Here is a 25,795-nt window from a genome sequence, read left to right on the forward strand (position 1 = left end):
TTACAAGTTAGCAATAAAATCAATAAGATAGTCATTTTATACGGCTTTTTTTATGTCTGTAATTTGCCGTTCTAACTTTCCAATTTTGCCACGGGTGGCTGTTTAGTGGCTCACTATAGATTTGTAATCAAGAAAAAAGTGATAACTTGTGCTATCATGGAGCCAATCTATTAATGCAAGTTTGAACCTTTTGGGTGAAAATCCGCAATAATTACAACATCGCCAACGACAATAAATTTCACAGCATGTCCATATTTTAGGGGATAAATATGGAATTTTCCGTCAGCATAAGCAGATGCAACGAAACTTAGTTTTTCCGCGGTAGAACGCATAATCTCTAAGAAGTCATTAGCGATACTGTCGTTTTGGCTGTCATTGTAGATGTAATCAGCCTTGTCTAGAAGTTTAGCCTCGGCTCGCTCTGACCAAAACACAAGGTAATCTAGCTTCATTTTCGTTGCAGTCCATTTTTCAAGACAAATTCAAGTTTTTCCATTACTTCATCGTGTGGAGTGAGTTTGATTTTTCCTGTCATCACTTCTTGTAAAAAACGTTGTTCTTCCGTCAAAGATTGTTCGAAAACCGATAAGATTTTTTCTTGAACGGTCGTCTGCTTCGGCTGTACTTTTGCTTGAGTTCCTTGCATAACATTTCCCCTGTGCGTTATTGCTCTGGATAGGATTGAAACTTTCATCCTACATTGGGTTCATTATACGCACCATGCTTTTCATTGCAATAAATGTGTTTTTAGGAAATATTTTGTTAAAGCGCCCTGTTAGGGGGTTTCAAATAAGCTGTAATAGTCTAATTTCCTGCAACAATTTTAAGGTTGGTTTTAATTAAAAGGTATTTTTGAAATAGACTTGGCGGACAAACAAGCGATAGTGGCGGTTACGGCAGTGGTTATAGCAATTTGCGACATGATATGCAAAAATCCGAAAAGCGCTTATTATTTTTAGTTATATGGCGTATAATCCCGCCTGTAAATTGGGGTGTCATTAGTCAAATAGAGAAGAAGTCAATGAGTCAGTTTTTTTACGTGCATCCGGATAATCCGCAGCCGCGTTTGATTAAGCAAGCGATTGAAATTCTGCGCAGCGGCGGGGTGATTGTGTATCCGACCGATTCCGGCTATGCATTAGGTTGTATGATCGGCGAAAAACACGCAATGGATCGGATTGTCGAGATCCGTCAATTGCCGGAAGGGCATAATTTTACTTTGGTGTGCAGTGATTTATCAGAATTGTCGAATTATGCGGTGGTGAGTAATGTGGCATACCGTCTGATTAAAAACAATACGCCGGGGCATTACACTTTTATTCTGACCGCCACCAAAGAAGTGCCGCGGCGTTTGATGACATCAAAACGTAAAACCATCGGCATTCGCGTGCCGGACAATAAAATCGCACTGAGTTTGCTGTCCGAATTGGGCGAGCCGATTTTATCCTGTTCATTGATTTTACCGGGCGAGGATGAAACCCAATATGATCCGGAAGAGATTCGCGATCGTTTGGAAAAACAGGTCGATTTGATTATTAACGGCGGTTATTTAGGGCAGAAGCCAACCACCGTGATTGATTTGACGGATGACACACCGCAAGTGATTCGCGTCGGCAATGGCTCGGTCGCACCGTTTGCATAACCCCATAATCTGACACCCGTGAGGGTGACAACGAGGAATAGATGAAATCAGAAAAAAAATTTAGCTCAAGCCGCAGTAATGTAGCGGGCGGCACACAAGCGAGTGATAAAAAAACCAGTCGAGGCAATAATAGCGCCTTACGCAAGCCGGGCAACCGCACGTTGAGTGAGAAAAAAGGGTCTGCGAAAAAAACACAGCCGGTGGCAGCCCAAAGTGCGGTTAACACGACAAAAGCAGCAACCAAAGCCAATAATCCCAAAACGAAAGTCGTCGGTGAAAAGTTACAAAAAATTTTAGCCCAAGCCGGGCAGGGCTCACGCCGTGAAATCGAAGCCATCATTGCCGAAAACCGTGTTAGCGTAAACGGGCAAATGGCGACACTGGGCGATCGAATTGAGCTCGGCACCGATACGAAAATCCGTATCGACGGGAAGTTGATCAATTTAAACAGCGTGCAAAAGCAGGTTTGTCGGGTGTTGATGTATTATAAACCGGAAGGGGAATTGTGCACCCGCCACGATCCGGAAGGTCGCGCCACCGTGTTTGATCGCTTGCCGCGTTTGAACGGCAGCCGTTGGATTGCGGTCGGTCGTTTGGACATCAATACCTCCGGCTTGATGTTGTTCACCACCGACGGCGAACTGGCAAACCGCCTAATGCACCCGAGCCGTGAAATCGAACGCGAATATTCGGTGCGCGTGTTCGGCGAAGTGGATGAATCGATGTTATTCCGCTTGCGTAAAGGCGTGCAGTTGGAAGACGGTCCGGCGAAATTCAAAATGATTAAAAGCGGCGGCGGGCAGGGGATTAACCAATGGTTTGATGTGACCTTAACCGAAGGACGCAATCGCGAAGTACGCCGCTTATGGGAATCGCAAGGAATTCAAGTCAGCCGTTTGATTCGTATTCGTTACGGCAATATCACCTTATCCAAACAACTGCCGCGCGGTGGCTGGCAGGAAATGGCGTTGCCGGAAGTGAATTATCTGCGTGATTTGGTTGGATTGGCGCCGGAAACCGAAAGCAAAATCGAACAGCACACGCAACGCCGCCGCATGAAAACCGCGAAAATCCGTAAAGCGGTGAAACGCTTTTCGACGCCGAGCAGCAGCCGTCGCCAGCGTAACGAACGTTAAGCCTATTAGAAACAGGAAGTTGCAGCATGAAAATTCAACAATTACGCTATATTGTCGAAATCGCCAATCAAAATCTGAACATTACCGATGCCGCCGAAGCGCTTTATACGTCGCAGCCGGGGATCAGTAAGCAAGTGCGGTTATTGGAACAAGAATTGGGGTTGGAAATTTTTGAGCGTAACGGCAAGCATATTAAAAGTATCACCAGCGAAGGGCGTAAAATTATCGCGATTGCGCGCGAATTGTTGGCGAAAACGCAGAGTATCAAAGCGATTGCCGATGAATTCACCCGCCCTGATCATGGCGTGTTGCGCATTGCGACCACCAACACGCAAGCGCGTTATGTTCTGCCGAGCGTGGTTGAACGTTTTCTGAAACGTTATCCTGATGTCAGCCTGCAAATTCATCAAGGTTCACCGAGCCAGATTTACGATGCGTTGTTGTCCGGCGAGGTCGATTTGGCGATTACCACCGAGGCGCAATACCTGTTTGAAGGCGTGGTGTTGCTGCCGTGTTATAACTGGAACCGTTCGGTGATTGTAACAAAAGATCATCCATTGGCGAGTTGTAACAATCTGACGATTGAAGAGTTGGGGAAATATCCGCTAGTGACTTACACCTTTGGTTTTACCGGCGCTTCGGATTTGTCGCAAGCCTTCAGTAGCAGCGGTATTTTGCCGAATATCGTCTTCACCGCCACCGACGCCGATGTGATTAAAACCTATGTCCGTTTGGGGCTAGGCGTGGGTATTATGGCTTCAATGGCGCACACCCAAGAGGACGGCGACTTGATTGCAATTGACGGGGCGCATTTGTTTAAACCGAGCAGTACACAAATCGCATTCAAGCGCGGTTCGTTTTTACGCCATTATATGTATGACTTCATTAATTATTTTTCCGAACATCTCACCCGTTCAATGGTTGAACAAGCGGAGAAACTGCCCAACAATAGTGCAATTCAGAAACTCTTTAGCGATGTGGAATTGGAAATGCGTTAATTCACCAAAGTGCGGTTTGTCGACCGCACTTTTTTGCTTAACGAATATGAAAATAGGCTAAAGCGTTGGCTTTGACTTCAATCCGTGCCGCTTGCAATAGATAATCAATCGGAATTTGTTCTTTATATACAAAACGTTGGCAAACCGAGATAAACTCCGCCTCAAGATGTTGGGTGTAAATAGCAAAATCCGTGCCCTTGGCATTTACGCCTGCCATCGCGCGCCCAAGCAGTTTGCCGTAAATATGAATGTTGCCATCCGCCGCAATTTCTGCGCCTTGTGCCACATCGCCATGAATAATTAAATCGCTGTTTTTAGCATAAATCGTTTGCCCGCTTGCCACCGAGTGCGCAATGATTTTGGGTTTCACATAGCGGAATTGCGGCATAATATCATCCAAACTGGTGCTTTTGCCTAATGCGGGCAAGTTATAGCTTAATACCAATTCTTTTTCCAAATTATTCTGCCAATTACTCACCCCGATCAGATTAATGCCGGCTTCGGTCAGTAATTGCTGGAGTTTCAGCAAATCGATTTTTGATAAAAATTCATTAAATTGCAGGATAACGGGGACATTCTGGAAAAATAACGGGGATTTTTTGACTTTATTCGTCAGCGCTTTTTTTATTGCGACCAAGCTGGAGCTGTTGATGGTAATCAGAATAGAAGAAAATTGCCCGGTGTGTAATTCGATAATATCTTTTGCCATGTGCACTTTGTCATTTTATGTGAATTTAATATTCTGATAATAGTATAAATTTCGTATAATGTCTCATTTAAATTCACGGGGAACAGCCAATATGTTATCTGCCATTTATAAAAGCCGGCGCCACGCGGGCATGTATTTGTACATTGCCAAGCGCGGGGATTTTTCCGCAGTGCCGCCGGCGTTATTACAACGCTTCGGGCAAGAGGAATTATTGATGTTATTTAATCTAAACGGTGAAAAACCGTTGGCATTGGCGGACAAGCAAACGGTATCACGGCAAATTCAAAAACAGGGGTTTTATTTGCAAATGCCACGGCAGGAAGAAAATTTGTTAGAACAATTTAAGTTACAAAATAGGAAAGCAGATGTTTAAAAAAATACTTCCCCTCGGTTGTTTGGCACTTTTGTTGAGTGCCTGTAGTTCAAGCGGCAGTTATAATGGACAACCGTATAGCAAACCGCGCAGCGTGAATAATTTTCAGGATTACGTCAACTATCTGGAGCAAAGAGCGGTAGCGGAAGGGGTGAGTCCGCGCACGATTGCACAGAAAGGGCAAGGCGTGAATTATATTGCCAAAGCGGTCGAACTGGATAATAGCCAAGCGGAACGGGCACAGCGCAATCGTGATACCCCGGCAGCCCCCAATCCGAACGGCGTGACCAATTATCTCAATCGGGTACTGACCCAGCAAAAAGTCGATATTGCCGCCAAGCGCTATTGGGAACAATTGCCGGCGTTAAATCAGGCGAGCAAGGAATACGGAGTGCCGAATAATTACATTATGGCGCTATGGGGCATGGAAAGTAGCTTCGGTTATTATCAAGGCAATTATGACGTATTATCCGTGTTGGCAACCTTGGCATTTGACGGACGGCGCGAAAAGCTATTCAGCCAAGAATACATCAATGCGCTGAAAATTTTGCAACAAGATGTGATTAGCCGTGAGCGGATGAAAGGCTCTTGGGCGGGCGCAATGGGGCAGTCGCAATTTATGCCGACCTCGTTTTTGCGTTATGCCGTGGATGCTGACGGTGACGGCAGCAAAGATATTTGGAAGAACCAGTACGATGTGTTTGCTTCGATTGCCAATTATTTATCCACCGTCGGCTGGAATAAAAACTTGCCATGGGGCGTTGAAGTGCAATTGGATGAACCGATGTCACTGGATGTTGCCGGTGTCGAGAACAATAAAAAACGCCGGTTATCCACTTGGCAGGCAATGGGGGTGCGTCTGAAAAATTACAGCACCGCCGATATGCAACGCTGGCAGCAGTTGTCAAATACGGATTTATGGCTGGTGCGCCCGAATAAAGAGGTCGGCAGAGCATTCTTGGTCACGAATAACTACCGCACTTTACTTAATTGGAATAACTCCAATTATTTTGCGATCAGTATCGGCATGTTTGCCGATCGCATTGCCCGGCAGGTGGGGCAATAAAAAACTTCAATCTTTTGGAGTAATGTGTTAAAAATAGACAAATTCGGGCAAAGGAGGTTGTAATGTATCAGCACCAAGATATTAAAGGCAGTACCTTGGATTTACCGGTGAGTAAAGTGGTTTGCGTCGGACGCAATTATATTGGGCATATCAAGGAGATGAATAATCCCGTGATAGAAGAACCCTTGCTTTTTTTGAAGCCGAGTACCGCACTTTGTTCTCTAAGTCGCCCGATTTTGATTCCGAAAAAATGGGGGCGGGTCGACCATGAATTGGAAATTGCCGTTCTAATTGGATCGATCTTAACCGATGCCTCGCCGGGACAGGTGAAAAGTGCGGTGGTCGGTTTCGCCGTTGCGCTCGATCTCACGTTGCGCGATATGCAACAGGAATGCAAACAAAAAGGCTGGCCGTGGGCGAAAGCCAAAGGCTTTGATAATTCCTGTCCGATCTCACATTTTGTCCCCGTCGCGCAAGTTCCGGATTGGGATAAAATCCGTTTCAGCTTAAGTGTGAATGGGGAAATCCGCCAAAAAGGCAAATCATCGCAGATGATGCATTCCATTCCGCAACTAATCAGTTACGCCAGCCGTTTTTTCACCTTACAGAAAGGTGATATTGTGCTGACCGGCACCCCGCAGGGAGTTGGCGAGTTGAAAGAAGGCGATCGGTTGGAATTGAAATTAGAAGAATATCAGATTAATACCGTCGTGATTTAAACGGTTAAAATTCAATTTCCAAATCACTTTCCACCTTGCAGCAACACAACAGAATCTCATTGGCGGATAAAAACGCCAATGGCGTTTCCGCATAACTCACTTTGCCACGGAGCAACTTCACGCGACACGAGCCGCAATAGCCGGAACGGCATTGGTATTCATGCGTAATACCGCACTTTTCCAAGCTTTCTAACAGCGAAGTGCGGTTATCGTGTTGGATGGTACGTTGTTGTCGGGGGAGCGTGATTTGGTATATTTTCATACGATATGGGAAAGAAAAAGCGGATAAAATCCGCCTTTTTTATCTTAATCTAATCAACGATTACAAGTTAAAATCGCCAAAATCATCGGCGTCAATTTTAGAGTCGATCTGTCCGACCAGATACGAGCTGACTTCCACCTCTTGCGGCGCAACCTGCACGTTGTCGGAAACTAGCCACGCATTGATCCACGGAATCGGATTCGAGCGTGCTTGGAACGGCAACGGCAAGCCGACCGCCTGCATACGGATATTGGTGATATATTCCACATATTGGCACAGAATATCTTTGTTCAAGCCGATCATTGAGCCGTCTTTGAATAGATAATCCGCCCACTCTTTTTCTTGTTCCGCCGCCGCGACGAACAGATCGTAGGCTTCTTGTTTGCATTCTTCGACAATTTCGCCCATTTCCGGATCGTCTTGCCCTGACGCCATAATATTTAAAATATGTTGCGTACCGGTTAAGTGCAAGGCTTCATCGCGCGCGATAAATTTGATGATTTTGGCGTTGCCTTCCATCAAATTACGCTCGGCAAAAGCAAACGAACAAGCGAACGAAACGTAGAAACGAATCGCTTCCAACGCATTGACGCTCATCAAGCACAGATAAAGTTGTTTTTTCAAACTGCGCAGAGACACGTTACATTCTTTGCCGTCTACGGTATAAGTGCCTTCGCCGTACAGGGTGTAAAGCTGGGTGTCGCGGATAAAATCATCATAATAAATCGAAATATCCTTGGCGCGTTTGATGATTTCTTCGTTGGTCACGATGTCATCAAACACCACCGACGGATCATTCACGATATTACGGATAATATGGGTGTAAGAACGCGAGTGAATGGTTTCCGAGAATGTCCAAGTTTCAATCCAGGTTTCCAATTCCGGAATCGACACCACCGGCAGCAGCGCCACGTTCGGGCTGCGTCCTTGAATCGAATCCAGCAAGGTTTGATATTTTAAGTTGCTGATAAAAATATGTTTTTCATGTTCCGGCAACGCCTGATAATCGATACGGTCTTGCGAGACGTCGATCTCTTCGGGACGCCAGAAAAACGACAGTTGTTTTTCGATCAGTTTTTCAAAGGTTTCGTATTTTTGCTGATCGTAACGTGCCACGTTGACGTTCTGCCCGAAAAACATCGGTTCTAATAGTTGGTTGTTTTTTGTTTGTGAAAACGTGGTATATGCCATAGTTTACCTCAAATTGAATTAAATTTTACACGCGCCGCCGGAGCAACCGTCATCAATATCCTCCTGATTATCGTCCGCACCGTCGCGGGTGTTTTGATAATACAGGGTTTTTAAACCATATTTATATGCCGTCAATAAATCGCCCAACAAACGTTTCATCGGCACTTTTCCGTCTTCAAAGCGCTGCGGATCGTAGTTGGTATTGGCGGAAATTGCCTGATCGACAAATTTCTGCATAATCCCGACTAACTGTAAGTAACCGTCATTGCTTGGAATATCCCACAATAGCTCATAATTTTCGCTTAAATTTTCATAATCCGGCACCACTTGGCGCAAAATGCCGTCTTTGGACGCCTTGATACTGACGTGTCCGCGCGGCGGTTCAATGCCGTTGGTGGCATTGGAAATCTGCGATGAGGTTTCCGACGGCATTAGTGCGGTCAGGGTAGAGTTGCGCAAGCCATGCTCTTTGATTTCTTGACGCAAGCTTTCCCAATCGTAATGCAGCGGTTCTTGAGTGAGGTTGTCGATCTCTTTTTTATAGGTATCAATCGGTAAAATGCCTTGGGCGTAAGTGGTTTCGCTGAAGAAGTTACACGGTCCCAACTCTTTCGCCAATTTATTCGAGGCTTTCAATAAATAGTATTGAATCGCTTCAAAAGTGCGGTGGGTGAGGTCATTGGCACTGCCGTCGGAATAACGCACGCCGTTTTTCGCCAAATAATAGGCATAGTTAATCACGCCGACGCCCAACGAACGGCGCCCCATCGAACCGATTTCCGCGGCTTTAATCGGGTAGTCTTGGTAATCCAACAGCGCATCCAACGCGCGCACCGCAAGCTCGGCCAGATCTTCCAGTTCGTCCAGGTTCTCAATGCTGCCCAAGTTAAAGGCAGACAGGGTACAGAGTGCGATTTCACCTTTTTCATCATGGAAATGTTCCAGCGGTTTGGTTGGCAAGGCAATTTCCAAACAGAGGTTAGATTGGCGCACCGGTGCAACGGCCGGATCAAACGGCGAATGGGTGTTGCAGTGATCGACGTTTTGAATATAAATCCGTCCGGTCGAGGCGCGCTCCTGCATGAGTAGCGAGAATAATTCGCTGGCTTTGACCGTGCGTTTGCGAATGCTGTCGTCCGCTTCGTATTTTTCATATAACACATCAAAACGTTCTTGATCGGCGAAAAACGCTTCATACAAGCCCGGCACGTCAGACGGGCTGAACAGGGTAATATTGCCGTTTTTAATCAAACGCTGATACATCAGTTTGTTGAGCTGCACGCCGTAGTCCATATGGCGCACGCGGTTGTCTTCTACGCCGCGGTTATTTTTTAATACCAACAGGCTTTCGACTTCCAAATGCCAGAACGGATAATAGACCGTTGCCGCGCCGCCGCGTACGCCGCCTTGCGAGCAAGATTTGACCGCAGTCTGGAAATGTTTGTAGAACGGGATACAACCGGTGTGGAACGCTTCCCCGCCACGAATCGGGCTGCCGAGCGCACGGATTGCACCGGCGTTGATCCCGATACCGGCACGTTGCGACACATATTTAACGATCGAGGCCGCGGTGGCATTGATCGAATCCAAGCTGTCACCGCACTCAATCAATACACAAGAGCTGAATTGACGGGTCGGAGTACGCACGCCGGACATAATCGGCGTCGGCAGGGAAATTTTGAAAGTTGAAGTCGCGTCGTAGAAACGGCGTACAAAATCCAAACGGGTTTCCTGCGGATATTGGCTGAATAAACAAGCGGCAACTAATAAATACAAGAACTGCGCCGATTCATAAATTTCACCGGTAACACGGTTTTGCACCAGGTATTTGCCTTCCAGTTGCTTCATCGCCGCATAGGAGAAATTCATATCGCGCCAATGGTCGAGGAAACCGTCCATTTCATCCCACTCTTCGCGGCTGTAATCGGTCAGCAAGGCTTCATCGTATTTGCCCATACGCACCAATTTTTTCACGTGATCGTACAAGCGCGGCGGGTCAAAGTGGCCGTAGGCTTTTTTGCGCAAATGAAACACCGATAAACGCGCGGCCAGATATTGATAATCAGGGGCGTCTTTGGTGATTAAATCGGCGGCTGCCTTGATAATGGTTTCATGGATATCGGAGGTGCGAATACCTTCGTAAAATTGGATATGTGAACGCAATTCCACTTGCGAGACCGATACATTTTCCAAGCCTTCGGCTGCCCATGTAATAACGCGGTGAATTTTATCTAAATCAATCGGTTCCAAGCGTCCGTCACGCTTAGTCACCATCAAGGCTTTATTCATTTGCTTACCTGTTTGTTATCAATTTGGTTGATACGTCGATGATGTTTATTTGAACACTAGATGTAGTATTCCATATAAGACGTGCTACAAGATAATGTGCTTAATCGGAAAGATCAAGTATAAAATTTGTAGTAAAACCGATCAAAAAAGATTGACAGCACGCAACATCAAGCCGGCTTTGCGTTGAGCGGATCGGGCAAATTCGAGCGAAAAATATTTATTGTCAATTTTGTGAAAAGGCGCACAGAAAATGCACTCGGAAAAAGAGAAGTGCGGTCGCTTAACCGCACTTGAAATCGCTTTATTCCAACACCAGCAACGGATCGCCGAGTTTGATTATCCCGCTGTTGAGCGGCACTAAATTGGTGCCGAACACGGGTTGCCCGTCGGCATCGGCGAAATATTTTTTCAGGGTGCGGAACGGTTCGGCTTTCGGTTGCAGTTCGGCGGTTTGCGGATTGCGGGTGGTCAACATACAGCGGATACAGGGTTTGGCATTGATAAACCGCACTTCGCCGATCTGAATGTGTTGCCACTGATTTTCACTGAACGCCGGTGCATTGTCGATCACCAGATTGGCACGGAATTGCGCCATGTTCACATCCACAGGGCAGTGTTGCCGTACGGCGGCGAGGGATTGCAGATTGGTCAGTAATAACGGATAACCGTCGGCGAACGACAGCGCTTGCTCGGGATAACGTTTAATCCGCCGCTGCGAAGCAAAGCCGGTCCAACGTAGCTGCACTGTTCTTTGTAATTTTTCACTAAACCAGTGATTGATGTGTTCAGCTGCAAGCAGAGACTCAAAATGGTTGCCCCAGACTTCGCAGCTGTTTTGCCGTTGGAAATCGGTATAGCGCACTTCAATCGAGCTGCCGTCCGAATGCCGCACCCATAAGCCTTGTGCGGTTGGAAGTGCGGTCAAGGCAAATAAAGCGCCGTCTTTGCGTGCGGTGATGAATTTGCCATCGGGCTCGGTCAACATAAAAGTGCGGTCAAATTCTAAGCCGGAGGGTTGAACCAACGCATTAGACACGCTTGTCGGCCGGGTGGATTTGATCGGGTAGAGGTTGATTTGTGTTACGTTGGTAATCACAGTCATCGGCTTTCCTTAAGCGTTTAAATAACGTCGTTTTAAATTTGGTATTTACTTTTATCACCGATATCGAAATGCAACGGCATGCGCCATTTTTGTACGCTTAAAATTAACAATAATAATGTGGCGATAGCGGAGAGAATTTGGCTGACAAGCATGGCGTGCACCACTAAACTCAACCATAAAAAGGCGAAAAAGAGCGGTTGTAAATTCAAACCGAACACGCGAAAGCAGAAATACTCTTTAAAACAGAGCCCGCCGAGAGTAAAAAACGCCGCACCCAGCCCAAGCCATTGCCAATCCAGCACAAAACAGATTGCCGCGACCCAAGTGGCAAATTGCAGCAGTAAGCGGAAATGTTTCAGATAAATATGTAAGGAAGACGCACATAACACCGCCGCCAACAGTACGCCTTTTGCCGCCCAATCGAAAGAATAAGGCAACAACGCCACCGACGGCACGGCAAGCACAAAACCGCAGCGATACAGGATCACAGTCAGATAATCCCAAAAATCCATTGGCGATTGAATATGCGGATCAGCCATAAAAACCTCATGTAAAAAATCAACGGGATTTCATTCTAGGTGGTGCGCAAAAGAAAGCAAGCGTTTAAAACAAAAAAATCCCGATAAAAATCGGGATTTTCAGTGTATTTGAGAGGTCAAACCGCACTTACGGAATCAACAAGTAGAAGTTGTTATTGCCACGGGTGATATTCAGAGCGACGGCAGACGGTTTGTTATCCAAAATTTTGCGTAATTCGCCGATATTGCTGACCGCTTGGCGGTTGACGCCAACAATCACATCGCCAGGTTGCAAGCCCAGTCGCTCGGCAGGGGATTTCTCCGCCACTTTCACGATTTCAACCCCTTTGCGTCCGTCTTTATCGTAGTTGCCCAACTCGGCGCCGCTTAAGCCCGGAATCAAACTGTTGGCACTGGTTTGCGCCTGTTCGTCCGATTGCAATACCACATCGGTTTTAGCGCTTTTGCCTTCGCGCAGATAAGTCAAACTTACGTTTTTACCGGCACCGGTGGTGGCGATTTTGGCACGCAATTCCGCGAAACTGTTAATCCGTTGTCCGTTGATTTCGGTAATCACGTCACCGGCTTTCAAGCCGGCTTTATCGGCGGCGGAATTCGGCAATACTTCGCTCACGAACGCCCCTTTTTGCGAATCAATGCCAAAGGCTTTCGCCAGATCCGCACTCAGCTCACCGCCTTTAATGCCTAAAATACCGCGGCGTACTTCGCCGAATTCGACGATTTGCTTGACCAGGCTGTTCGCCATATTGCTTGGAATCGCAAAGGCAATGCCGACGTTGCCGCCGCTTGGGGCGATAATCGCGGTATTAATCCCGATTAATTCACCGCGCAGATTAACTAACGCGCCGCCGGAGTTACCACGGTTCACCGCTGCGTCGGTCTGGATATAGTTTTCGTAACTGCCGCCATCCATGCCCATTGAGCGCCCTAATGCCGAAACAATGCCGGAGGTGACGGTCTGCCCTAAGCCGAACGGGTTGCCGATTGCCACGCTGTAATCGCCGACCCGGATTTTGTCCGAATCCGCCAACTTAATCGCAGATAGGTTTTTCGGTTCTTCGATTTGCAGCAAGGCGACATCGGATTGGCTGTCGGCACCGAGTAATTTGGCTTTCAGCTCGCGTCCGTCGTGCAAGGTCAGGGTAATATTGTCTGCTTTATCAATCACATGGTTGTTGGTCAACACATAACCTTTTTCCGCATCAATAATCACGCCGGAACCCAAGCCTTTGAATTCACGCGGGGCGGTATCGCCAAACTCACGCCCAAAGAAGAAACGGAATTCTTCCGGAATCAGGGAGTCTTGCTGCTGTTGTTTGCCGGATACATTGACGGTAACCACGCTTGGCAGCACTTTTTCCAACATCGGCGCCAAGCTTGGCATTTGTTGGGTATACGCCGGTATTTGCGATACGGTTTCCGCCAGACTGGTGACGCTGTTTTCCGTGTTTGCCACTGCCGGCAGGTTGAATAAACTGAGTCCGAGTACAACAGAGGATAGAATCAATTTGCTTTTTTTCATCTTAATCAATCTCTATAAATAAAAAAGTGTGTTAAACGCAAACGGTGAGATCTGCACCGTGCGCATTAATCGTTAAGCCTAACGTTTACATCAGACAGTTGCTTTGCCAAAATGTTCCCTAAAATAAATGGTGTTTTTTGCTGCTTATTCAAGCAACTCTTTTAAATTTTTCTTCATCAAGTGCATTTGCGAGGCATAAAGCTCTTTGTTTTCCGCTTCGTCAATCATATACATAATGGTTTCCGACAGGGTCATACGCATTTTGCGCGAATGTTTCGACAGGCGCGACCACACCGCATAGTCCAAATCAATCGATTTTTTCTTGGTCGAGCGTTTTTCGGCATTGAAAAAGCGTTTACGCCGCGCACGGATCGCTTGATCGAGCTTCACCACCAATTCTGTTGCCAAATGCTGTTGAACCCATGCCTCAATCAATAGCGGGTAGTTTTGCAACTGCAATAATTCGTTTTCTTTTTCGTCTTGCAGGCTTTTTTCCTGATAACGGGTGATGTTTTCGGCATTACGGATTTTTTTGATCAAATATAACCATTTCCAATTGGCTTCTTGATTTTCCAGTTTTTGATATTTCATTCCTGTCACCCTTTTACTGATATGTCTGCTGTAAACGTTACATTGTCACGTTTACAGTGTACGCTTTTTTTCAAGCAATGTGAATCACTAACGTATATAATGAACCGTGCTAAAGAATAAAATAGAAAAAGAGAGCGGAACGTGAAATTAAACGGCTTGAAGTGGCGGCAATTGACGCCGCAACTGGATTTAAGCGATTTTAAAAAACAACCGGCTGCGCCGATTGCGTTGCAGGAAAAAGCGCGCAATGCGTTGGATATGTTGTTGGCGGCAGACAGTGGCGCAATTCTGGTATTAAAAGCCGATGAACAGGCGGATTATGCCGACATGCTGGAAAGCTATCTGTGCAGTGGCTTGCCGCAACAGTTGCCGTTAAGCGGTGCAAATTATCAGATTGAACAGGCGGATTCGTTTTCCTTCCCAACGGTTGAAGTGCGGTCGGCAACCGCACTCGAGGATAATTTCGCCGCTAAAAGTGCGGTCGAGTATGCACTGTATTATGATGTGGCGCGTTTGTTCGGGCAGATTTTACAACACCCAAGTTCACATGATCTGAAGTTACAAGCCGGTTTGGTTCATCAGGTGTGTAACGGCATTTTGATTTTGGCGGTGAGCCCGCTGTTGCGGCAGCCTGAAATTTGGTCACGCCTGAAACAGATTCTCTTGAGCGGCTGGTTTGAATGGCAAACTACCAATCCGCGCAAACCGCTGCCTTGTCCGATACCGGGCTATCGTTTGCCGTTAAAATTGGTTTTAATCGGCGATCGTGAAACCTTAGCCGACTTTTCACTGTTGGAGCCGAATTTGTACGATTTCGCCCAATATGCGGAGATCGAAAATTACTTTTTAACCGATAGCAAGGCGCAGCAACAGGCTTGGGTCAATAATCTGTTGCATTATGCCGAACAGCTTAATTTGCCAACATTGAGCCAAGGCGCGCTGACCGCACTTTATCAACAAGCGACACGCGAGAGTGAGGACGGTTTACGTCAGACAATTAATCCGTTACAGCTGAAAAAATGGCTGGCTGCGATTAGTAAAAGTGCGGTTCACGTCGGCAAGGCACAAATTGAAGCCGATGATGTGCAACGCTACTTTGACAGCCTCACTTATCAACAGGGCAGTTTGCAGGAATACAGTTATAGCGATATTTTGCGCGAGCAGATCTATATTTGTACTGACGGCAAAGAGATCGGCGAAATCAACGGCTTGTCGGTAATCGAATATGCCGGTACGCCGGTGATGTATGGCGAGCCGAGCCGAATCACCTGTACCGTGCAATTTGGTGACGGCGAGATTACCGATGTAGAACGTAAAAGCGAGCTGGCGGGCAATATTCACGGCAAAGGTACGCTGTTGGCGCAATATTGCCTCAGTAATTTGTTGGATCTACCGGCACAACTGCCGTTTGCCGCCTCGATTGCGTTCGAGCAGTCTTATGCCGACATTGACGGTGACAGCGCCTCGTTGGCGCAATTTTGCGTGTTGGTCAGTGCCTTGGCGAATGTTGAAATTGATCTCGGCATTGCCGTAACCGGTTCAATCGATCAGGGCGGTTTGGTGCATTCGGTCGGCGGAGTGAATGTCAAAATCGAAGGGTTTTATGCCATTTGCCAAGCCAGAGGGCTGACCGGCAAGCAGGGCGTGATTATTCCTGCGGTTTGCGTCGAAAATCTGAGTTTGCACACGGACGTGGTGGACGCGGTAAAAAACGGGCAGTTCCATATTTGGGCGGTAGAGAATGTCGAACAGGCATTAATTTTATTAACCGGAAAACGCTTGTTATCTGAAAACAGAGGAGATGAACAGCAAGAGAATCTGGCAGACATGATTTCAAGACGGATTGAAAACAAGGTTGAAACCTTGGTGGCACACCCGCTTAGTAAATTACTGGGCTGGTTAAAAGCAATAAAGAAATAGTTTAGTTGCAAAAAGGAAAAATATTCAGCTTACAACTGTTAGCTATTTTCATCAGGAATAAACTTTGTTAGAATCTTTGCGATTTTGACAATTTGGCAAATAAGCCGTGGAGATAAATAAAACATGACTACTGTTCCTAATAAAAAATCCGCTTATACCTATGATGATCTGTTGGCTTCCGGTCGCGGCGAGCTGTTCGGACCGACCGGACCGCAGCTGCCTGCGCCGACTATGCTAATGATGGATCGGATCAATCTGATGACCGAAGACGGTGGGAATTTTGATAAAGGTTATATTGAAGCCGAACTGGATATTAAACCGGAATTACCGTTTTTCGGCTGCCACTTTATCGGTGATCCGGTGATGCCGGGTTGTTTAGGCTTGGATGCGATGTGGCAACTGGTCGGTTTCTTCTTAGGCTGGATTGGCGGCGAAGGCAAAGGGCGTGCGCTGGGTGTGGGCGAAGTGAAATTTACCGGGCAAATTCTGCCGACGGCGAAAAAAGTCACTTATCGTTTGCATATGAAACGGGTGATTAACCGTAAACTGGTGATGGGCGTTGCCGACGGCGAAGTGGAAGTGGACGGGCGTGTGATTTATACCGCCACTGATTTGAAAGTCGGCTTATTCCAAGATACCGCTGCGTTTTAATCCCCAGCGTTAACGGGCTTACACTCGAACCGCACTTTTAAAAGTGCGGTTTTGCTTTCTTTATGCGTTAGTTATTCTTATAATTCGCCAAACAGTCGCCATAAGAGGGCTTAATATGCAAAAAATGACGTCTTTATTACTTGCCGTCGCGGCGTTAGGGCTCAACGCCTGTAGCAGCAAACCGCCAATGCAAACCGGATCTGTCTATCCGAATCCGCACTTGATTCCACCGACAACGCCGGTACCGTCACCGCCGGAGCAAGAGGTGCGTAATGCCAGCGATAATCGCGAAAAAGTGGACTATAACCGCCAGACGATTTATGTGCGCCCTGTGGTTTCGGTCGGTTATGGTTATCACCGCGATTGGCATTCACACCGGGGACACTATTTCGGAGCGGGATATGCTCCTTATTATTGGTAAGCAAAAGCGCAATAAGCAGGTGCTTTTTAGCGGCTGATGTATTATCATTAGCCGCATTGCAAATAACCGTTATCGTTATGACTATCCATACGTTTTTTAGCCGATTTTTTAACTTTACTCGCTTCCTGGTGCCGTTTTATCCGCCGAAGGCTTTTGAGTGTGCTAAAAAATCAGCGTGAAATTCAAAAAAGCCTCTAGTTGATAGAGGCTTTTTTATCAATTCGTTACCTGAAAATCTCTAACAGGAGAGAGAAATGCAACAGTTACAACAAATTACCACACAAGCGTTGCAAGCGATTGCGCAAGCAAACGATGTGGCGACGCTCGAAACCGTGCGGGTGGAATATTTTGGTAAAAAAGGACATTTTACCGGATTAATGCAAGGACTGCGTGATGTACCGGCAGAAGAGCGTCCGGCGGTCGGGCAGCAAATTAATGACGCCAAACAACAAGCGCAGACCGCACTTAATGCCAAGAAAACCGAATTGGAAAGCGCCAAATTAAACGAGCAGTTGGCGAAAGAAAAAATTGATGTCAGTTTGCCGGGGCGTAAAGTGGACAATGGCGGCTTGCACCCGGTCACTATCACCATCAATCGTGTAACCAAGTTCTTTTCGGAATTGGGCTTCAGTGTTGAAAACGGTCCCGAAATCGAAACCGACTACTATAATTTCGACGCGTTGAATATTCCGGCACATCACCCGGCGCGCGCAGACCATGATACATTCTGGTTTGATGTCAACCGCCTATTGCGCACCCAAACCTCGGGCGTACAAATCCGCACCATGGAAAACCAACAACCGCCGATTCGGATTATGGCGCCGGGGCGTGTATATCGTAACGACTACGATCAAACCCATACGCCGATGTTCCACCAAATCGAATTGCTGTTTGTCGATAAAAAAGCCAACTTTACCGAATTGAAAGGCTTGCTGCATGATTTCTTGCGCAATTTCTTCGAAGAAGATCTGCAAGTGCGGTTCAGACCATCGTATTTCCCCTTCACCGAACCGTCGGCGGAAGTGGATGTGATGGGCAAAAACGGTAAATGGCTGGAAGTGTTGGGCTGCGGTATGGTGCATCCGAACGTATTGCGTAATGTCGGCATTGATCCGAACGAATATTCGGGTTTTGCGGTCGGAATGGGGGTGGAACGCCTGACTATGTTGCGTTACAACGTCACGGACTTGCGTGCTTTCTTTGAGAATGACCTGCGCTTTTTGAAACAATTTAAGACCTTATAATACGGTGGAGAGATAAGAATGAAATTTAATCAAGCATGGCTGCGTGAATGGGTTAATCCGGCGATCACCACCGAACAATTAAGCGAACAAATCACCATGTTAGGGCTGGAAGTGGACGGCATTGAAGCGGTTGCCGGGGAATTTGACGGCGTCGTGGTCGGCGAAGTGATTGAGTGCGCGCAGCACCCGAATGCGGATAAATTACGTGTCACCAAAGTCAATGTCGGCGGCGAACAATTATTGGATATCGTTTGCGGTGCGCCAAATTGCCGGCAAGGGCTGAAAGTGGCGTGTGCCACCGTCGGGGCAACCTTGCCCGGTGATTTCAAAATCAAAAAAGCCAAATTGCGCGGCGAACCTTCAGAAGGTATGCTGTGTTCATTCAGCGAATTAGGTATCAATGTTGAAGCGGACGGCATTATTGAATTACCGTCCGACGCGCCAATCGGTATGGATATTCGCGACTATTTAAAACTGAACGATCAGATTATTGAAATCAGCTTAACCCCAAACCGTGCCGACTGCCTAAGCATTCGCGGCGTAGCGCGTGAAGTGGCGGTGATCAATCAAACCGATGTGATTGAACCGACAATCAATCCAGCCGCTGTGAGTATTACTGATAAAGTCGCGATTAATTTACAAGCGCCGGAAGCTTGCCCGCGTTATTTATTGCGGGTGGTGAAGAATGTGAATATCAATGCCGCGTCACCGCTATGGTTGCAAGAAAAACTGCGCCGTTGCGGCATTCGTTCTATCGATCCGATTGTCGATGTGACCAACTATATTCTGCTGGAATTGGGGCAGCCGATGCATGCCTTTGATGCGGCAAAAGTGACGCAACCGATTGATGTGCGTATGGCGAAAGCGGGTGAAGAACTGGTATTGTTAGACGGTAGCACGGCAAAACTGAAAGATAATACCTTAGTGATTGCCGATCAGAATGGTCCGCTTGCCATGGCGGGCATTTTCGGCGGTGAAAAGAGCGGTGTCAACAGCGAAACCACCGATGTGATTTTAGAAGCGGCATTCTTTGCGCCGTTGGCGATTGTCGGACGGGCACGCCAATACGGTCTGCACACGGATTCATCACATCGTTTTGAGCGCGGGGTGGATTTCGAGTTACAACGTCACGCAATGGAGCGCGCAACCGCACTTTTGATTGAGATTTGCGGGGGGAACGCCGGGGAAATTTGCGAAGTGGCAAGCGCAGCGCACTTACCGCAAATTCAAGCCGTCAGCTTACGCCGCAGCAAACTGGATTCACTGTTAGGACACCATATCGCCGATGAAACGGTCACTGATATTCTAACCCGTTTAGGGTTCGCGGTCGTGTTTGCCGATGATGTTTGGACAGTAACCCCGACCAGCTGGCGTTTTGATATTGAAATCGAAGAAGACTTGATTGAAGAAGTGGCACGGATTTACGGCTATAACAGCATTCCGAATAATGCCCCGTTGGCACATCTGAATATGCGCGCACATCAAGAAGCCGATGTCGAACTGGTACGGATTAAAACCGCACTTGTTGATCGCGACTATCAAGAGGCGATTACTTATAGCTTCGTTGATCCGAAAATTCAGCGTTTATTGCATCCGGAGCAGGAGGCCTTGCTGCTGCCGAATCCGATTTCAGCGGAAATGTCGGCAATGCGTGTGTCATTACTGCCAGGATTGTTGAATGCCTTGATTTATAATCAAAACCGCCAACAAACCCGAATCCGTCTGTTCGAAACCGGGCTCAGATTCTTACCGGACAGCAATGCGGAAGCCGGCGTGAGGCAGGAGTTTGTGCTGAGTGCGGTCATTTGCGGCACGCGAAAAAGCGAAACTTGGGCGGAAAAAAGCGAAGTTATTGACTTTTTTGATCTAAAAGGTGATCTGGACGGCATTTTAGGACTAACAAATGCTGGTAATAAAGTTGATTTTGTTGCAAAATCATATACAGCATTACATCCGGGACAATCTGCGGCAATCATGCTGGATGGGCAAGAAGTTGGCTTCATCGGTACGATTCATCCGCAAATTGCACAGAAGCTGGGATTAAACGGAAAAACGGTTGCGTTTGAAATCCGCTGGGACGCCATTTCTACACGCCCGGCAGTACAAGCCAAAGCCATTTCCCGTTTTCCGGCAAATCGTCGTGACATTGCAGTCGTGGTTACAAATGATGTTGTGGCAGCGGATATAATTGGAACCTGTCGTGAGGTTGCCGGCGATATGTTGACTCAAGTGAACTTGTTCGATGTGTATCAAGGGAACGGGGTCGCAGAAGGTTGTAAAAGCTTGGCAATCAGTTTAACACTACAGGATAATCAGAAGACGCTTGAAGAAGAAGATATTACGGCAGTAATATCAAATGTGGTATCTGAATTAAAGCGGCGTTTCAATGCTTACTTGAGAGATTAGAATATGACCCTTACGAAAGTAGAAATTGCAGACAGTCTCATTCAGAAATTTGATCTGACTAAGCGTGAAGCAAAAGATTTGGTTGAAAGTTTTTTCGAGGAAATTCGTGTTGCTTTAGAAAGCGGAGAAGATGTCAAATTATCCGGTTTCGGCAATTTCCAACTGCGTGATAAAAAATCTCGACCTGGTCGTAATCCAAAAACTGGTGAGAGCGTAGCGGTTTCCGCCCGCCGGGTGGTGGTGTTCAAGCCGGGACAAAAGCTGCGCGCACGTGTCGGACAAAATGTCAAACATAAATAACAGAGGATAGTTTCCGTGTTGTATGCCGCAAGGAATCCGACGCGGAGCAAGGCAAGACGATTGATAACAGGCTGATTTTTAATGATGAACAATAAATTGTTCGGTTTGAAACCGACGATAGGGGTGTTTTTCTGTTCAATGCTATTGTTGTTGACCGGTTGTTCCTCATCACCGTCTTCCGGTTATCGTAGCCGCTTGCCGGATCCGATTTATACGATGGCGCAATTGAGCGAGCAACAACATCAATGGGACAGAACCCCGTATGTGTTGGGCGGCAATAGCCGCAGAGGTGTGGATTGTTCCGGTTTCGTAATGCGCACCTTTGCCGATCGTTTTGACATTTCACTGCCGAGAACAACTGCGGCGCAAGCAAAGTTCGGGGTTTATATCGATCGGAAAGAAGTGCAAACCGGTGATTTGGTGTTCTTCAAAACCGGACGCGGACCAAACGGCTATCATGTCGGTATTTATGTGAAAGACGGTCGGTTTTTACATGCTTCGACTAAAGGCGGCGTGATTTATTCTTCACTAGATTCGCCTTATTGGAAAAAAACCTATTGGCAAGCCCGACGCATATAAGTTTATCAATAACACATTATTTTGAAATTAATTGAGATGGAGGTGAAGAGTGAGCGATTTTAGTTATGCAATGTTGACCGTGGTTTTTTCATTGGCAATGATTGTTTACTTGGCGACACTGATTTTTTAATCAAAATCGTCAGATAAAACGCCATATTTTCAATGAAATATGGCGTTTTGTTTTTTGCTTTATTCGCTTTTATTGCGGAGAGTAATCGGTTTTTGGGTTTCGGTAAAATGACAGTTATCACTGGAAACCAAACGGGCAATCGCATTCAGATAAGTAATCTCCAACGTTTCGCGACTGGTTGCAATCACGCCCAAATCATTTAAGAATCCATCGTTCACATCGTAAACCCAACCGTGAATGGAAAGCTTTTTACCGCGCTCCCATGCCGCCCTGACAATGGATGAGCAACCCAAGTTATAAACCTGTTCGACCACATTGATTTTGGTCAACATATCCGCCCGTTTTTCTATCGGCAAGGTGCCGAACAGATTGCTGTGTTTGAGCCAAATATCGCGGATATGCAGCAGCCAGTTATCAATCAGACCGTGCGATTTGTTTTCCATTGCCGCTTTAATCCCGCCGCAATTGGTGTGACCGCAAATAATAATGTGTTCAATATCCAATGAATCAATCGCATATTGCACCACGGAGAGGCAATTTAAGTCAGTGTGAATCACCTGATTGGCAACATTGCGGTGTACAAACAGTTCGCCCGGACCTAAATTGGTCAGTTTTTCCGCCGGCACCCGGCTATCGGAGCAGCCGATCCATAAGTATCCCGGTTTTTGGTGTTCTGCCAACTCTTTAAAATAATTCGAATTTTCTTCCTGCATCCGAACCGCCCAACTATGATTATTGGCAATCAGCTGTTCTATTTTTTTCATACGACATCCTTACTGTCTGTTTTTTTGCACTCTGCTATAATACGTTAAAATTTTTTATACTCACATTTTTTTCTTGTTAATTTTGATGTTGGATAGCGTGGTTATCACATGTATGCGTTGGAAATAAAAGGATTGGTGAAATCGTATCCGAACGGTTTCAAAGCCTTGCACGGAATCGATATGATGGTGCAAGAGGGGGATTTTTATGCGTTGTTGGGGCATAACGGCGCAGGTAAATCCACAACTATCGGGATTGTCAGTTCCTTGATCAATAAAAGTGAAGGCAGTGTAAAAGTCTTTGGTTATGATTTGGAAACCCAATTGGTCGAGGCGAAAAAACAGATTGGTATTGTGCCGCAGGAGTTTAACTTTAACCAGTTTGAAAACGTGTTGGACATTCTTGTCAACCAAGCCGGTTATTATGGGGTTGAGCGCAAAGAGGCGCTAATTCGCGCCGAAAAATGGTTGAAAAAACTGGATTTATGGGATAAGCGTGATCAAAAATCAATGCGGCTGTCTGGCGGCATGAAGCGCCGCTTGATGATCGCCCGCGCATTAATGCACAATCCGCGTTTATTGATTCTTGATGAGCCGACTGCCGGGGTGGATATTGAGTTGCGCCGTTCGATGTGGCAATTTTTGCAAGAATTGAATCTACAGGGAACGACGATTATTTTGACCACGCACTATTTGGAAGAGGCGGAATTACTCTGCCGCCATATCGGCATTATTCAGCAAGGTAAATTGGTAATCGACACGTCAATGAAAGCGTTGTTGAGTAAGCTCGAATCGGAAACCTTTGTGCTGGATTTGGCAAAATACAGCAACCTGCCGCAAATTCAGCATTACACCACCCACCTGATCGACACCAACACCTTGGAAGTCGAAGTGCGGCGCGAACAGGGCTTGAATAATCTGTTTCACCAACTCAGCGAACAGGGCATTCAGGTGTTGAGTATGCGTAATAAAACCAACCGTTTGGAAGAGTTATTCGTGCGCATGGCGCTGAATAAACCGCATGAAATAGAACCGCAAGCCGGGCAAGGAGAGTAGTCATGTCGTTATCTTGGATCGCATTTAACACCATTTTACACAAAGAAATTCGTCGGTTTATGCGGATTTGGGTGCAAACCTTGGTGCCGCCGGTGATTACCATGACCTTGTATTTCGTGATTTTCGGGCAACTGATCGGCAACCGAATCGGCGAAATGGGCGGCTACAGTTATATGCAATTTATCGTGCCGGGCTTGATTATGATGTCGGTGATCACCAATTCGTTTACCAACGTCGCCTCCTCGTTTTACAGCACCAAATTTGCGCGCAATGTGGAAGAACTGCTGGTTTCGCCAACCTCAACCCATATTATTATCTGGGGCTACGTTGCCGGCGGTATGACGCGTGGGATTCTGGTCGGCGCCTTGGTGACTACCGTATCGTTGCTGTTTATTCCGTTGGAAATCCATTCTTGGTGGGTCGTGGCGTTGACGTTATTCATGACCAGCGCCACTTTTTCACTCGGCGGATTGATCAATGCGGTGTTTGCCCGTTCGTTTGACGATATCAGCATTATCCCGACTTTTGTGTTAACGCCGTTGACTTATCTCGGCGGCGTATTTTATTCGATCTCGTTACTGCCGGCATTTTGGCAAGGGGTATCCAAACTGAACCCGATTGTGTATATGATCAACGGCTTCCGTTACGGTTTTTTAGGCAGCAGCGATATCGCCTTGTACTACACCTTCTCGGTATTAATCCTGTTTATCACCATACTATATGGCTTTGCCTATTATTTGATTAGCAAGGGTGTCGGTTTAAGAAATTAACCTGACCAAGTGCGGTTTGACTGAAAGTTGACCGCACTTTTTTGTATTACTGATTTATTTTTATAGCAACGGCAGATTGTAGGAAACACTTTTGTTTGTTATCATCAAACAAAAGTGTTCGATATTATCAAACAAAAATTAATTAATACATCAGAGCAAGGGGAGGCGAAATCATGATTTTGAAATCCGAATTGGAAAATGTCATCAACCTACAACAAAAAAAGTTAGGGATACAGCAAAGCTATCCGAGAAAAATGTTGTCTGAATTACGGATTGTTAATGAATTTGCCTTGATCGTTTCAGGTATTCGTCGCTGTGGGAAAAGCACACTATTAGCCCAATTAATGGATAAACAAGATCTTTCATCAATTTTATTTATTAACTTTGATTCTCCGCAATTATTCAATTTTGAATTTAATGACTTTCAGCTACTTGATGAAATTATTCAGGAAAAGCAAGTCAGTACGCTGTTTTTTGATGAAATTCAAGTCATTGCGGATTGGGAAATTTATATTCGGGGAAAACTTGATGAAGGGTATAACGTCGTGATAACCGGCTCAAACGCAGCTTTACTGAGTCGGGAGTTAGGGACGAAATTGACCGGTCGTCACCTCAGTAAAGAGCTATTTCCTTTTTCTTTTGTTGAGTTTTGTGAATATCTTGAAAGAGCAAAAAATGCAGAATCGGTTAGAGAGTATTTAAATCGCGGTGGATTTCCGCAATATCTTCATTTAGATGAAAAAGAAATTTTAGAAATGCTGCTGAATGATATTTTATATCGAGATATTGTTGTTCGTTATTCCATTCGTGATGAAATGCCAATAAAGCGATTGATCTTATTTTTAGCCGCCAATATTGGAAATTTAATTTCGGCAACGAAATTAAAACAGCAAATTGAAGTGAAAAGCACTTCAACTGTACAGGAGTACCTATCACATTTAGAACAGAGCTATCTGATTCATCTTTTGCCTAAATTTACCTACTCTTATAAAGCACAATTAGTCAATCCAAGAAAAGTCTATTTTATTGATAATGGCTTGCAAAGTGCGGTCAGCCCTAGTTTTACGCAAGATTTAGGACGAAAATTAGAAAATGCGGTATTTTGGGAATTACGCAGAAAGCAGTATGAACTTTATTATTATCATGAAAACAGTAAAGAGTGTGATTTTGTTCTTTGTCGAAAAAGCAAAGTAGAAAAAGTTATTCAAGTCTGTTTACAGCTCAATAGTGAAAACGTGAAACGAGAGCAACAGGGGCTATTGGACGCAATGAATTTTTTTGAATTAGATCACGGCTATATTATTACTTTGGATCAAAAAGATAAAATACTTATCAATCAGAAAGTGATTGAGGTCATTCCATTTCACCTCTTTTTCGGCTTATAAAGTAAGTGCGTTAATCCTAATAAAATAAGGTTA

27 protein-coding genes are annotated in these 25,795 nt (G+C 46.0%); 16 read left to right on the forward strand and 11 right to left on the reverse strand.

The genetic code is table 11. The features are described 5' to 3' along the window. Nucleotides 1-170: 170 nt before the first annotated feature. Both ACWA50_RS09810 and ACWA50_RS09815 read right to left on the reverse strand, forming a co-directional pair. On the reverse strand, nucleotides 171-452 hold the full coding sequence (locus ACWA50_RS09810; RefSeq protein ID WP_431052044.1) for a type II toxin-antitoxin system RelE/ParE family toxin: 282 nt from the start codon (nucleotides 450-452) through the stop codon (nucleotides 171-173). After that, entirely contained in the window at nucleotides 449-646 is a 198-nt protein-coding gene (locus tag ACWA50_RS09815; protein WP_431052046.1) for a hypothetical protein, read from the reverse strand. The genes ACWA50_RS09810 and ACWA50_RS09815 overlap by 4 nt, the downstream gene beginning before the upstream one ends. A gap of 375 nt (nucleotides 647-1,021) precedes the next feature. Here ACWA50_RS09815 and ACWA50_RS09820 point away from each other — a divergent pair, with 375 nt between their 5' ends. Genes ACWA50_RS09820 through cysB form a run of 3 tightly spaced genes read left to right on the forward strand, consistent with a single transcriptional unit; the run spans nucleotide 1,022 to nucleotide 3,776 of the window. After that, nucleotides 1,022-1,642, forward strand: a complete 621-nt coding sequence (locus ACWA50_RS09820) for an L-threonylcarbamoyladenylate synthase (protein ID WP_431052048.1) — start codon at nucleotides 1,022-1,024, stop codon at nucleotides 1,640-1,642. Nucleotides 1,643-1,683: 41 nt separating this feature from the next. Continuing rightward, the gene (rluB, locus tag ACWA50_RS09825; RefSeq protein WP_431052050.1) at nucleotides 1,684-2,778 is read left to right on the forward strand and encodes a 23S rRNA pseudouridine(2605) synthase RluB; all 1,095 of its coding nucleotides are present in this window, start codon (nucleotides 1,684-1,686) and stop codon (nucleotides 2,776-2,778) included. Between the two features lie 26 nt (nucleotides 2,779-2,804). Continuing rightward, nucleotides 2,805-3,776: an HTH-type transcriptional regulator CysB gene (gene cysB, locus ACWA50_RS09830; protein WP_449343099.1), complete on the forward strand. Its 972-nt coding sequence runs from the start codon at nucleotides 2,805-2,807 to the stop codon at nucleotides 3,774-3,776. A 37-nt stretch (nucleotides 3,777-3,813) separates the two neighbouring features. On the opposite strand, the gene minC is transcribed toward cysB, so the two are convergent. Then, entirely contained in the window at nucleotides 3,814-4,485 is a 672-nt protein-coding gene (gene minC / locus ACWA50_RS09835) for a septum site-determining protein MinC (RefSeq protein ID WP_431052054.1), read from the reverse strand. A gap of 91 nt (nucleotides 4,486-4,576) precedes the next feature. Between minC and ACWA50_RS09840 the strand changes: the two genes are divergently transcribed. The 3 genes from ACWA50_RS09840 (at nucleotide 4,577) to ACWA50_RS09850 (ending at nucleotide 6,643) form a co-directional block, all read left to right on the forward strand. Beyond that, a complete protein-coding gene (locus ACWA50_RS09840; protein WP_431052056.1) occupies nucleotides 4,577-4,858 on the forward strand; it encodes a YcgL domain-containing protein in 282 nt (93 codons plus the stop codon). Beyond that, nucleotides 4,851-5,924, forward strand: a complete 1,074-nt coding sequence (locus tag ACWA50_RS09845; protein ID WP_431052058.1) for a lytic murein transglycosylase — start codon at nucleotides 4,851-4,853, stop codon at nucleotides 5,922-5,924. Before ACWA50_RS09840 ends, ACWA50_RS09845 begins: the two co-directional genes overlap by 8 nt. A gap of 62 nt (nucleotides 5,925-5,986) precedes the next feature. Next, nucleotides 5,987-6,643: a fumarylacetoacetate hydrolase family protein gene (locus ACWA50_RS09850; protein ID WP_431052060.1), complete on the forward strand. Its 657-nt coding sequence runs from the start codon at nucleotides 5,987-5,989 to the stop codon at nucleotides 6,641-6,643. Between the two features lie 4 nt (nucleotides 6,644-6,647). Here ACWA50_RS09850 and yfaE read toward each other — a convergent pair whose 3' ends face one another. The 7 genes from yfaE to matP form a co-directional block, all read right to left on the reverse strand. After that, the gene (gene yfaE / locus ACWA50_RS09855) at nucleotides 6,648-6,905 is read right to left on the reverse strand and encodes a class I ribonucleotide reductase maintenance protein YfaE (RefSeq protein WP_431052062.1); all 258 of its coding nucleotides are present in this window, start codon (nucleotides 6,903-6,905) and stop codon (nucleotides 6,648-6,650) included. Between the two features lie 60 nt (nucleotides 6,906-6,965). Further along, nucleotides 6,966-8,096: a class Ia ribonucleoside-diphosphate reductase subunit beta gene (nrdB, locus tag ACWA50_RS09860; protein WP_431052064.1), complete on the reverse strand. Its 1,131-nt coding sequence runs from the start codon at nucleotides 8,094-8,096 to the stop codon at nucleotides 6,966-6,968. 18 nt (nucleotides 8,097-8,114) lie between these two features. Then, on the reverse strand, nucleotides 8,115-10,385 hold the full coding sequence (gene nrdA / locus ACWA50_RS09865) for a class 1a ribonucleoside-diphosphate reductase subunit alpha (protein WP_431052066.1): 2,271 nt from the start codon (nucleotides 10,383-10,385) through the stop codon (nucleotides 8,115-8,117). 301 nt (nucleotides 10,386-10,686) lie between these two features. Further along, on the reverse strand, nucleotides 10,687-11,487 hold the full coding sequence (locus tag ACWA50_RS09870) for an MOSC domain-containing protein (RefSeq protein WP_431052068.1): 801 nt from the start codon (nucleotides 11,485-11,487) through the stop codon (nucleotides 10,687-10,689). A gap of 32 nt (nucleotides 11,488-11,519) precedes the next feature. Continuing rightward, complete coding sequence (locus ACWA50_RS09875) at nucleotides 11,520-12,026, reverse strand: DUF2301 domain-containing membrane protein (protein WP_431052070.1); 507 nt, start codon at nucleotides 12,024-12,026, stop codon at nucleotides 11,520-11,522. Between the two features lie 127 nt (nucleotides 12,027-12,153). Further along, nucleotides 12,154-13,548, reverse strand: a complete 1,395-nt coding sequence (locus tag ACWA50_RS09880) for a Do family serine endopeptidase (protein WP_431052072.1) — start codon at nucleotides 13,546-13,548, stop codon at nucleotides 12,154-12,156. Nucleotides 13,549-13,692: 144 nt separating this feature from the next. After that, nucleotides 13,693-14,139 (reverse strand): macrodomain Ter protein MatP, encoded by a 447-nt coding sequence (gene matP / locus ACWA50_RS09885; protein WP_431052074.1) that lies wholly within the window; start codon nucleotides 14,137-14,139, stop codon nucleotides 13,693-13,695. 141 nt (nucleotides 14,140-14,280) lie between these two features. On the opposite strand from matP, the gene ACWA50_RS09890 reads away from it, so the two are divergent. From ACWA50_RS09890 to ACWA50_RS09920, 7 genes are all read left to right on the forward strand, one after another. Further along, a complete protein-coding gene (locus tag ACWA50_RS09890) occupies nucleotides 14,281-16,059 on the forward strand; it encodes an AAA family ATPase (protein ID WP_431052075.1) in 1,779 nt (592 codons plus the stop codon). 123 nt (nucleotides 16,060-16,182) lie between these two features. Beyond that, nucleotides 16,183-16,710 (forward strand): 3-hydroxyacyl-[acyl-carrier-protein] dehydratase FabA, encoded by a 528-nt coding sequence (gene fabA, locus ACWA50_RS09895; protein WP_431052077.1) that lies wholly within the window; start codon nucleotides 16,183-16,185, stop codon nucleotides 16,708-16,710. 115 nt (nucleotides 16,711-16,825) lie between these two features. After that, nucleotides 16,826-17,131 (forward strand): hypothetical protein, encoded by a 306-nt coding sequence (locus tag ACWA50_RS09900; protein WP_431052079.1) that lies wholly within the window; start codon nucleotides 16,826-16,828, stop codon nucleotides 17,129-17,131. Nucleotides 17,132-17,385: 254 nt separating this feature from the next. After that, on the forward strand, nucleotides 17,386-18,375 hold the full coding sequence (gene pheS / locus ACWA50_RS09905) for a phenylalanine--tRNA ligase subunit alpha (RefSeq protein ID WP_431052081.1): 990 nt from the start codon (nucleotides 17,386-17,388) through the stop codon (nucleotides 18,373-18,375). A gap of 18 nt (nucleotides 18,376-18,393) precedes the next feature. Next, the gene (gene pheT / locus ACWA50_RS09910; RefSeq protein ID WP_431052083.1) at nucleotides 18,394-20,781 is read left to right on the forward strand and encodes a phenylalanine--tRNA ligase subunit beta; all 2,388 of its coding nucleotides are present in this window, start codon (nucleotides 18,394-18,396) and stop codon (nucleotides 20,779-20,781) included. Between the two features lie 3 nt (nucleotides 20,782-20,784). Beyond that, on the forward strand, nucleotides 20,785-21,081 hold the full coding sequence (locus ACWA50_RS09915) for an integration host factor subunit alpha (RefSeq protein WP_431052085.1): 297 nt from the start codon (nucleotides 20,785-20,787) through the stop codon (nucleotides 21,079-21,081). Nucleotides 21,082-21,162: 81 nt separating this feature from the next. After that, a complete protein-coding gene (locus tag ACWA50_RS09920; RefSeq protein ID WP_431052086.1) occupies nucleotides 21,163-21,660 on the forward strand; it encodes a C40 family peptidase in 498 nt (165 codons plus the stop codon). A gap of 189 nt (nucleotides 21,661-21,849) precedes the next feature. Here the strand turns inward: ACWA50_RS09920 and can are convergent, their stop codons facing one another. Beyond that, nucleotides 21,850-22,554, reverse strand: coding sequence for a carbonate dehydratase (gene can / locus ACWA50_RS09925; protein WP_431052088.1), 705 nt, complete (start codon nucleotides 22,552-22,554; stop codon nucleotides 21,850-21,852). Nucleotides 22,555-22,662: 108 nt separating this feature from the next. Here can and ACWA50_RS09930 point away from each other — a divergent pair, with 108 nt between their 5' ends. The 3 genes from ACWA50_RS09930 (at nucleotide 22,663) to ACWA50_RS09940 (ending at nucleotide 25,762) form a co-directional block, all read left to right on the forward strand. Next, on the forward strand, nucleotides 22,663-23,607 hold the full coding sequence (locus ACWA50_RS09930; protein ID WP_431052090.1) for an ABC transporter ATP-binding protein: 945 nt from the start codon (nucleotides 22,663-22,665) through the stop codon (nucleotides 23,605-23,607). Between the two features lie 2 nt (nucleotides 23,608-23,609). Beyond that, a complete protein-coding gene (locus tag ACWA50_RS09935; protein ID WP_431052092.1) occupies nucleotides 23,610-24,377 on the forward strand; it encodes an ABC transporter permease in 768 nt (255 codons plus the stop codon). 173 nt (nucleotides 24,378-24,550) lie between these two features. Next, nucleotides 24,551-25,762, forward strand: coding sequence for an ATP-binding protein (locus tag ACWA50_RS09940; protein WP_431052094.1), 1,212 nt, complete (start codon nucleotides 24,551-24,553; stop codon nucleotides 25,760-25,762). Nucleotides 25,763-25,795 lie beyond the last annotated feature (33 nt).

Source organism: Testudinibacter sp. P17/SS/0325 (genome assembly GCF_053570765.1).

Coding starts and splice junctions, on each gene's coding strand:
- ACWA50_RS09810 (WP_431052044.1), bottom strand. CDS start 452: ATGAAGCTAGATTACCTTGTGTTTTGGTCAGAGCGAGCCGAGGCTAAA.
- ACWA50_RS09815 (WP_431052046.1), bottom strand. CDS start 646: ATGCAAGGAACTCAAGCAAAAGTACAGCCGAAGCAGACGACCGTTCAA.
- ACWA50_RS09820 (WP_431052048.1), top strand. CDS start 1,022: ATGAGTCAGTTTTTTTACGTGCATCCGGATAATCCGCAGCCGCGTTTG.
- rluB (WP_431052050.1), top strand. CDS start 1,684: ATGAAATCAGAAAAAAAATTTAGCTCAAGCCGCAGTAATGTAGCGGGC.
- cysB (WP_449343099.1), top strand. CDS start 2,805: ATGAAAATTCAACAATTACGCTATATTGTCGAAATCGCCAATCAAAAT.
- minC (WP_431052054.1), bottom strand. CDS start 4,485: ATGGCAAAAGATATTATCGAATTACACACCGGGCAATTTTCTTCTATT.
- ACWA50_RS09840 (WP_431052056.1), top strand. CDS start 4,577: ATGTTATCTGCCATTTATAAAAGCCGGCGCCACGCGGGCATGTATTTG.
- ACWA50_RS09845 (WP_431052058.1), top strand. CDS start 4,851: ATGTTTAAAAAAATACTTCCCCTCGGTTGTTTGGCACTTTTGTTGAGT.
- ACWA50_RS09850 (WP_431052060.1), top strand. CDS start 5,987: ATGTATCAGCACCAAGATATTAAAGGCAGTACCTTGGATTTACCGGTG.
- yfaE (WP_431052062.1), bottom strand. CDS start 6,905: ATGAAAATATACCAAATCACGCTCCCCCGACAACAACGTACCATCCAA.
- nrdB (WP_431052064.1), bottom strand. CDS start 8,096: ATGGCATATACCACGTTTTCACAAACAAAAAACAACCAACTATTAGAA.
- nrdA (WP_431052066.1), bottom strand. CDS start 10,385: ATGAATAAAGCCTTGATGGTGACTAAGCGTGACGGACGCTTGGAACCG.
- ACWA50_RS09870 (WP_431052068.1), bottom strand. CDS start 11,487: ATGACTGTGATTACCAACGTAACACAAATCAACCTCTACCCGATCAAA.
- ACWA50_RS09875 (WP_431052070.1), bottom strand. CDS start 12,026: ATGGCTGATCCGCATATTCAATCGCCAATGGATTTTTGGGATTATCTG.
- ACWA50_RS09880 (WP_431052072.1), bottom strand. CDS start 13,548: ATGAAAAAAAGCAAATTGATTCTATCCTCTGTTGTACTCGGACTCAGT.
- matP (WP_431052074.1), bottom strand. CDS start 14,139: ATGAAATATCAAAAACTGGAAAATCAAGAAGCCAATTGGAAATGGTTA.
- fabA (WP_431052077.1), top strand. CDS start 16,183: ATGACTACTGTTCCTAATAAAAAATCCGCTTATACCTATGATGATCTG.
- ACWA50_RS09900 (WP_431052079.1), top strand. CDS start 16,826: ATGCAAAAAATGACGTCTTTATTACTTGCCGTCGCGGCGTTAGGGCTC.
- pheS (WP_431052081.1), top strand. CDS start 17,386: ATGCAACAGTTACAACAAATTACCACACAAGCGTTGCAAGCGATTGCG.
- pheT (WP_431052083.1), top strand. CDS start 18,394: ATGAAATTTAATCAAGCATGGCTGCGTGAATGGGTTAATCCGGCGATC.
- ACWA50_RS09915 (WP_431052085.1), top strand. CDS start 20,785: ATGACCCTTACGAAAGTAGAAATTGCAGACAGTCTCATTCAGAAATTT.
- ACWA50_RS09920 (WP_431052086.1), top strand. CDS start 21,163: ATGATGAACAATAAATTGTTCGGTTTGAAACCGACGATAGGGGTGTTT.
- can (WP_431052088.1), bottom strand. CDS start 22,554: ATGAAAAAAATAGAACAGCTGATTGCCAATAATCATAGTTGGGCGGTT.
- ACWA50_RS09930 (WP_431052090.1), top strand. CDS start 22,663: ATGTATGCGTTGGAAATAAAAGGATTGGTGAAATCGTATCCGAACGGT.
- ACWA50_RS09935 (WP_431052092.1), top strand. CDS start 23,610: ATGTCGTTATCTTGGATCGCATTTAACACCATTTTACACAAAGAAATT.
- ACWA50_RS09940 (WP_431052094.1), top strand. CDS start 24,551: ATGATTTTGAAATCCGAATTGGAAAATGTCATCAACCTACAACAAAAA.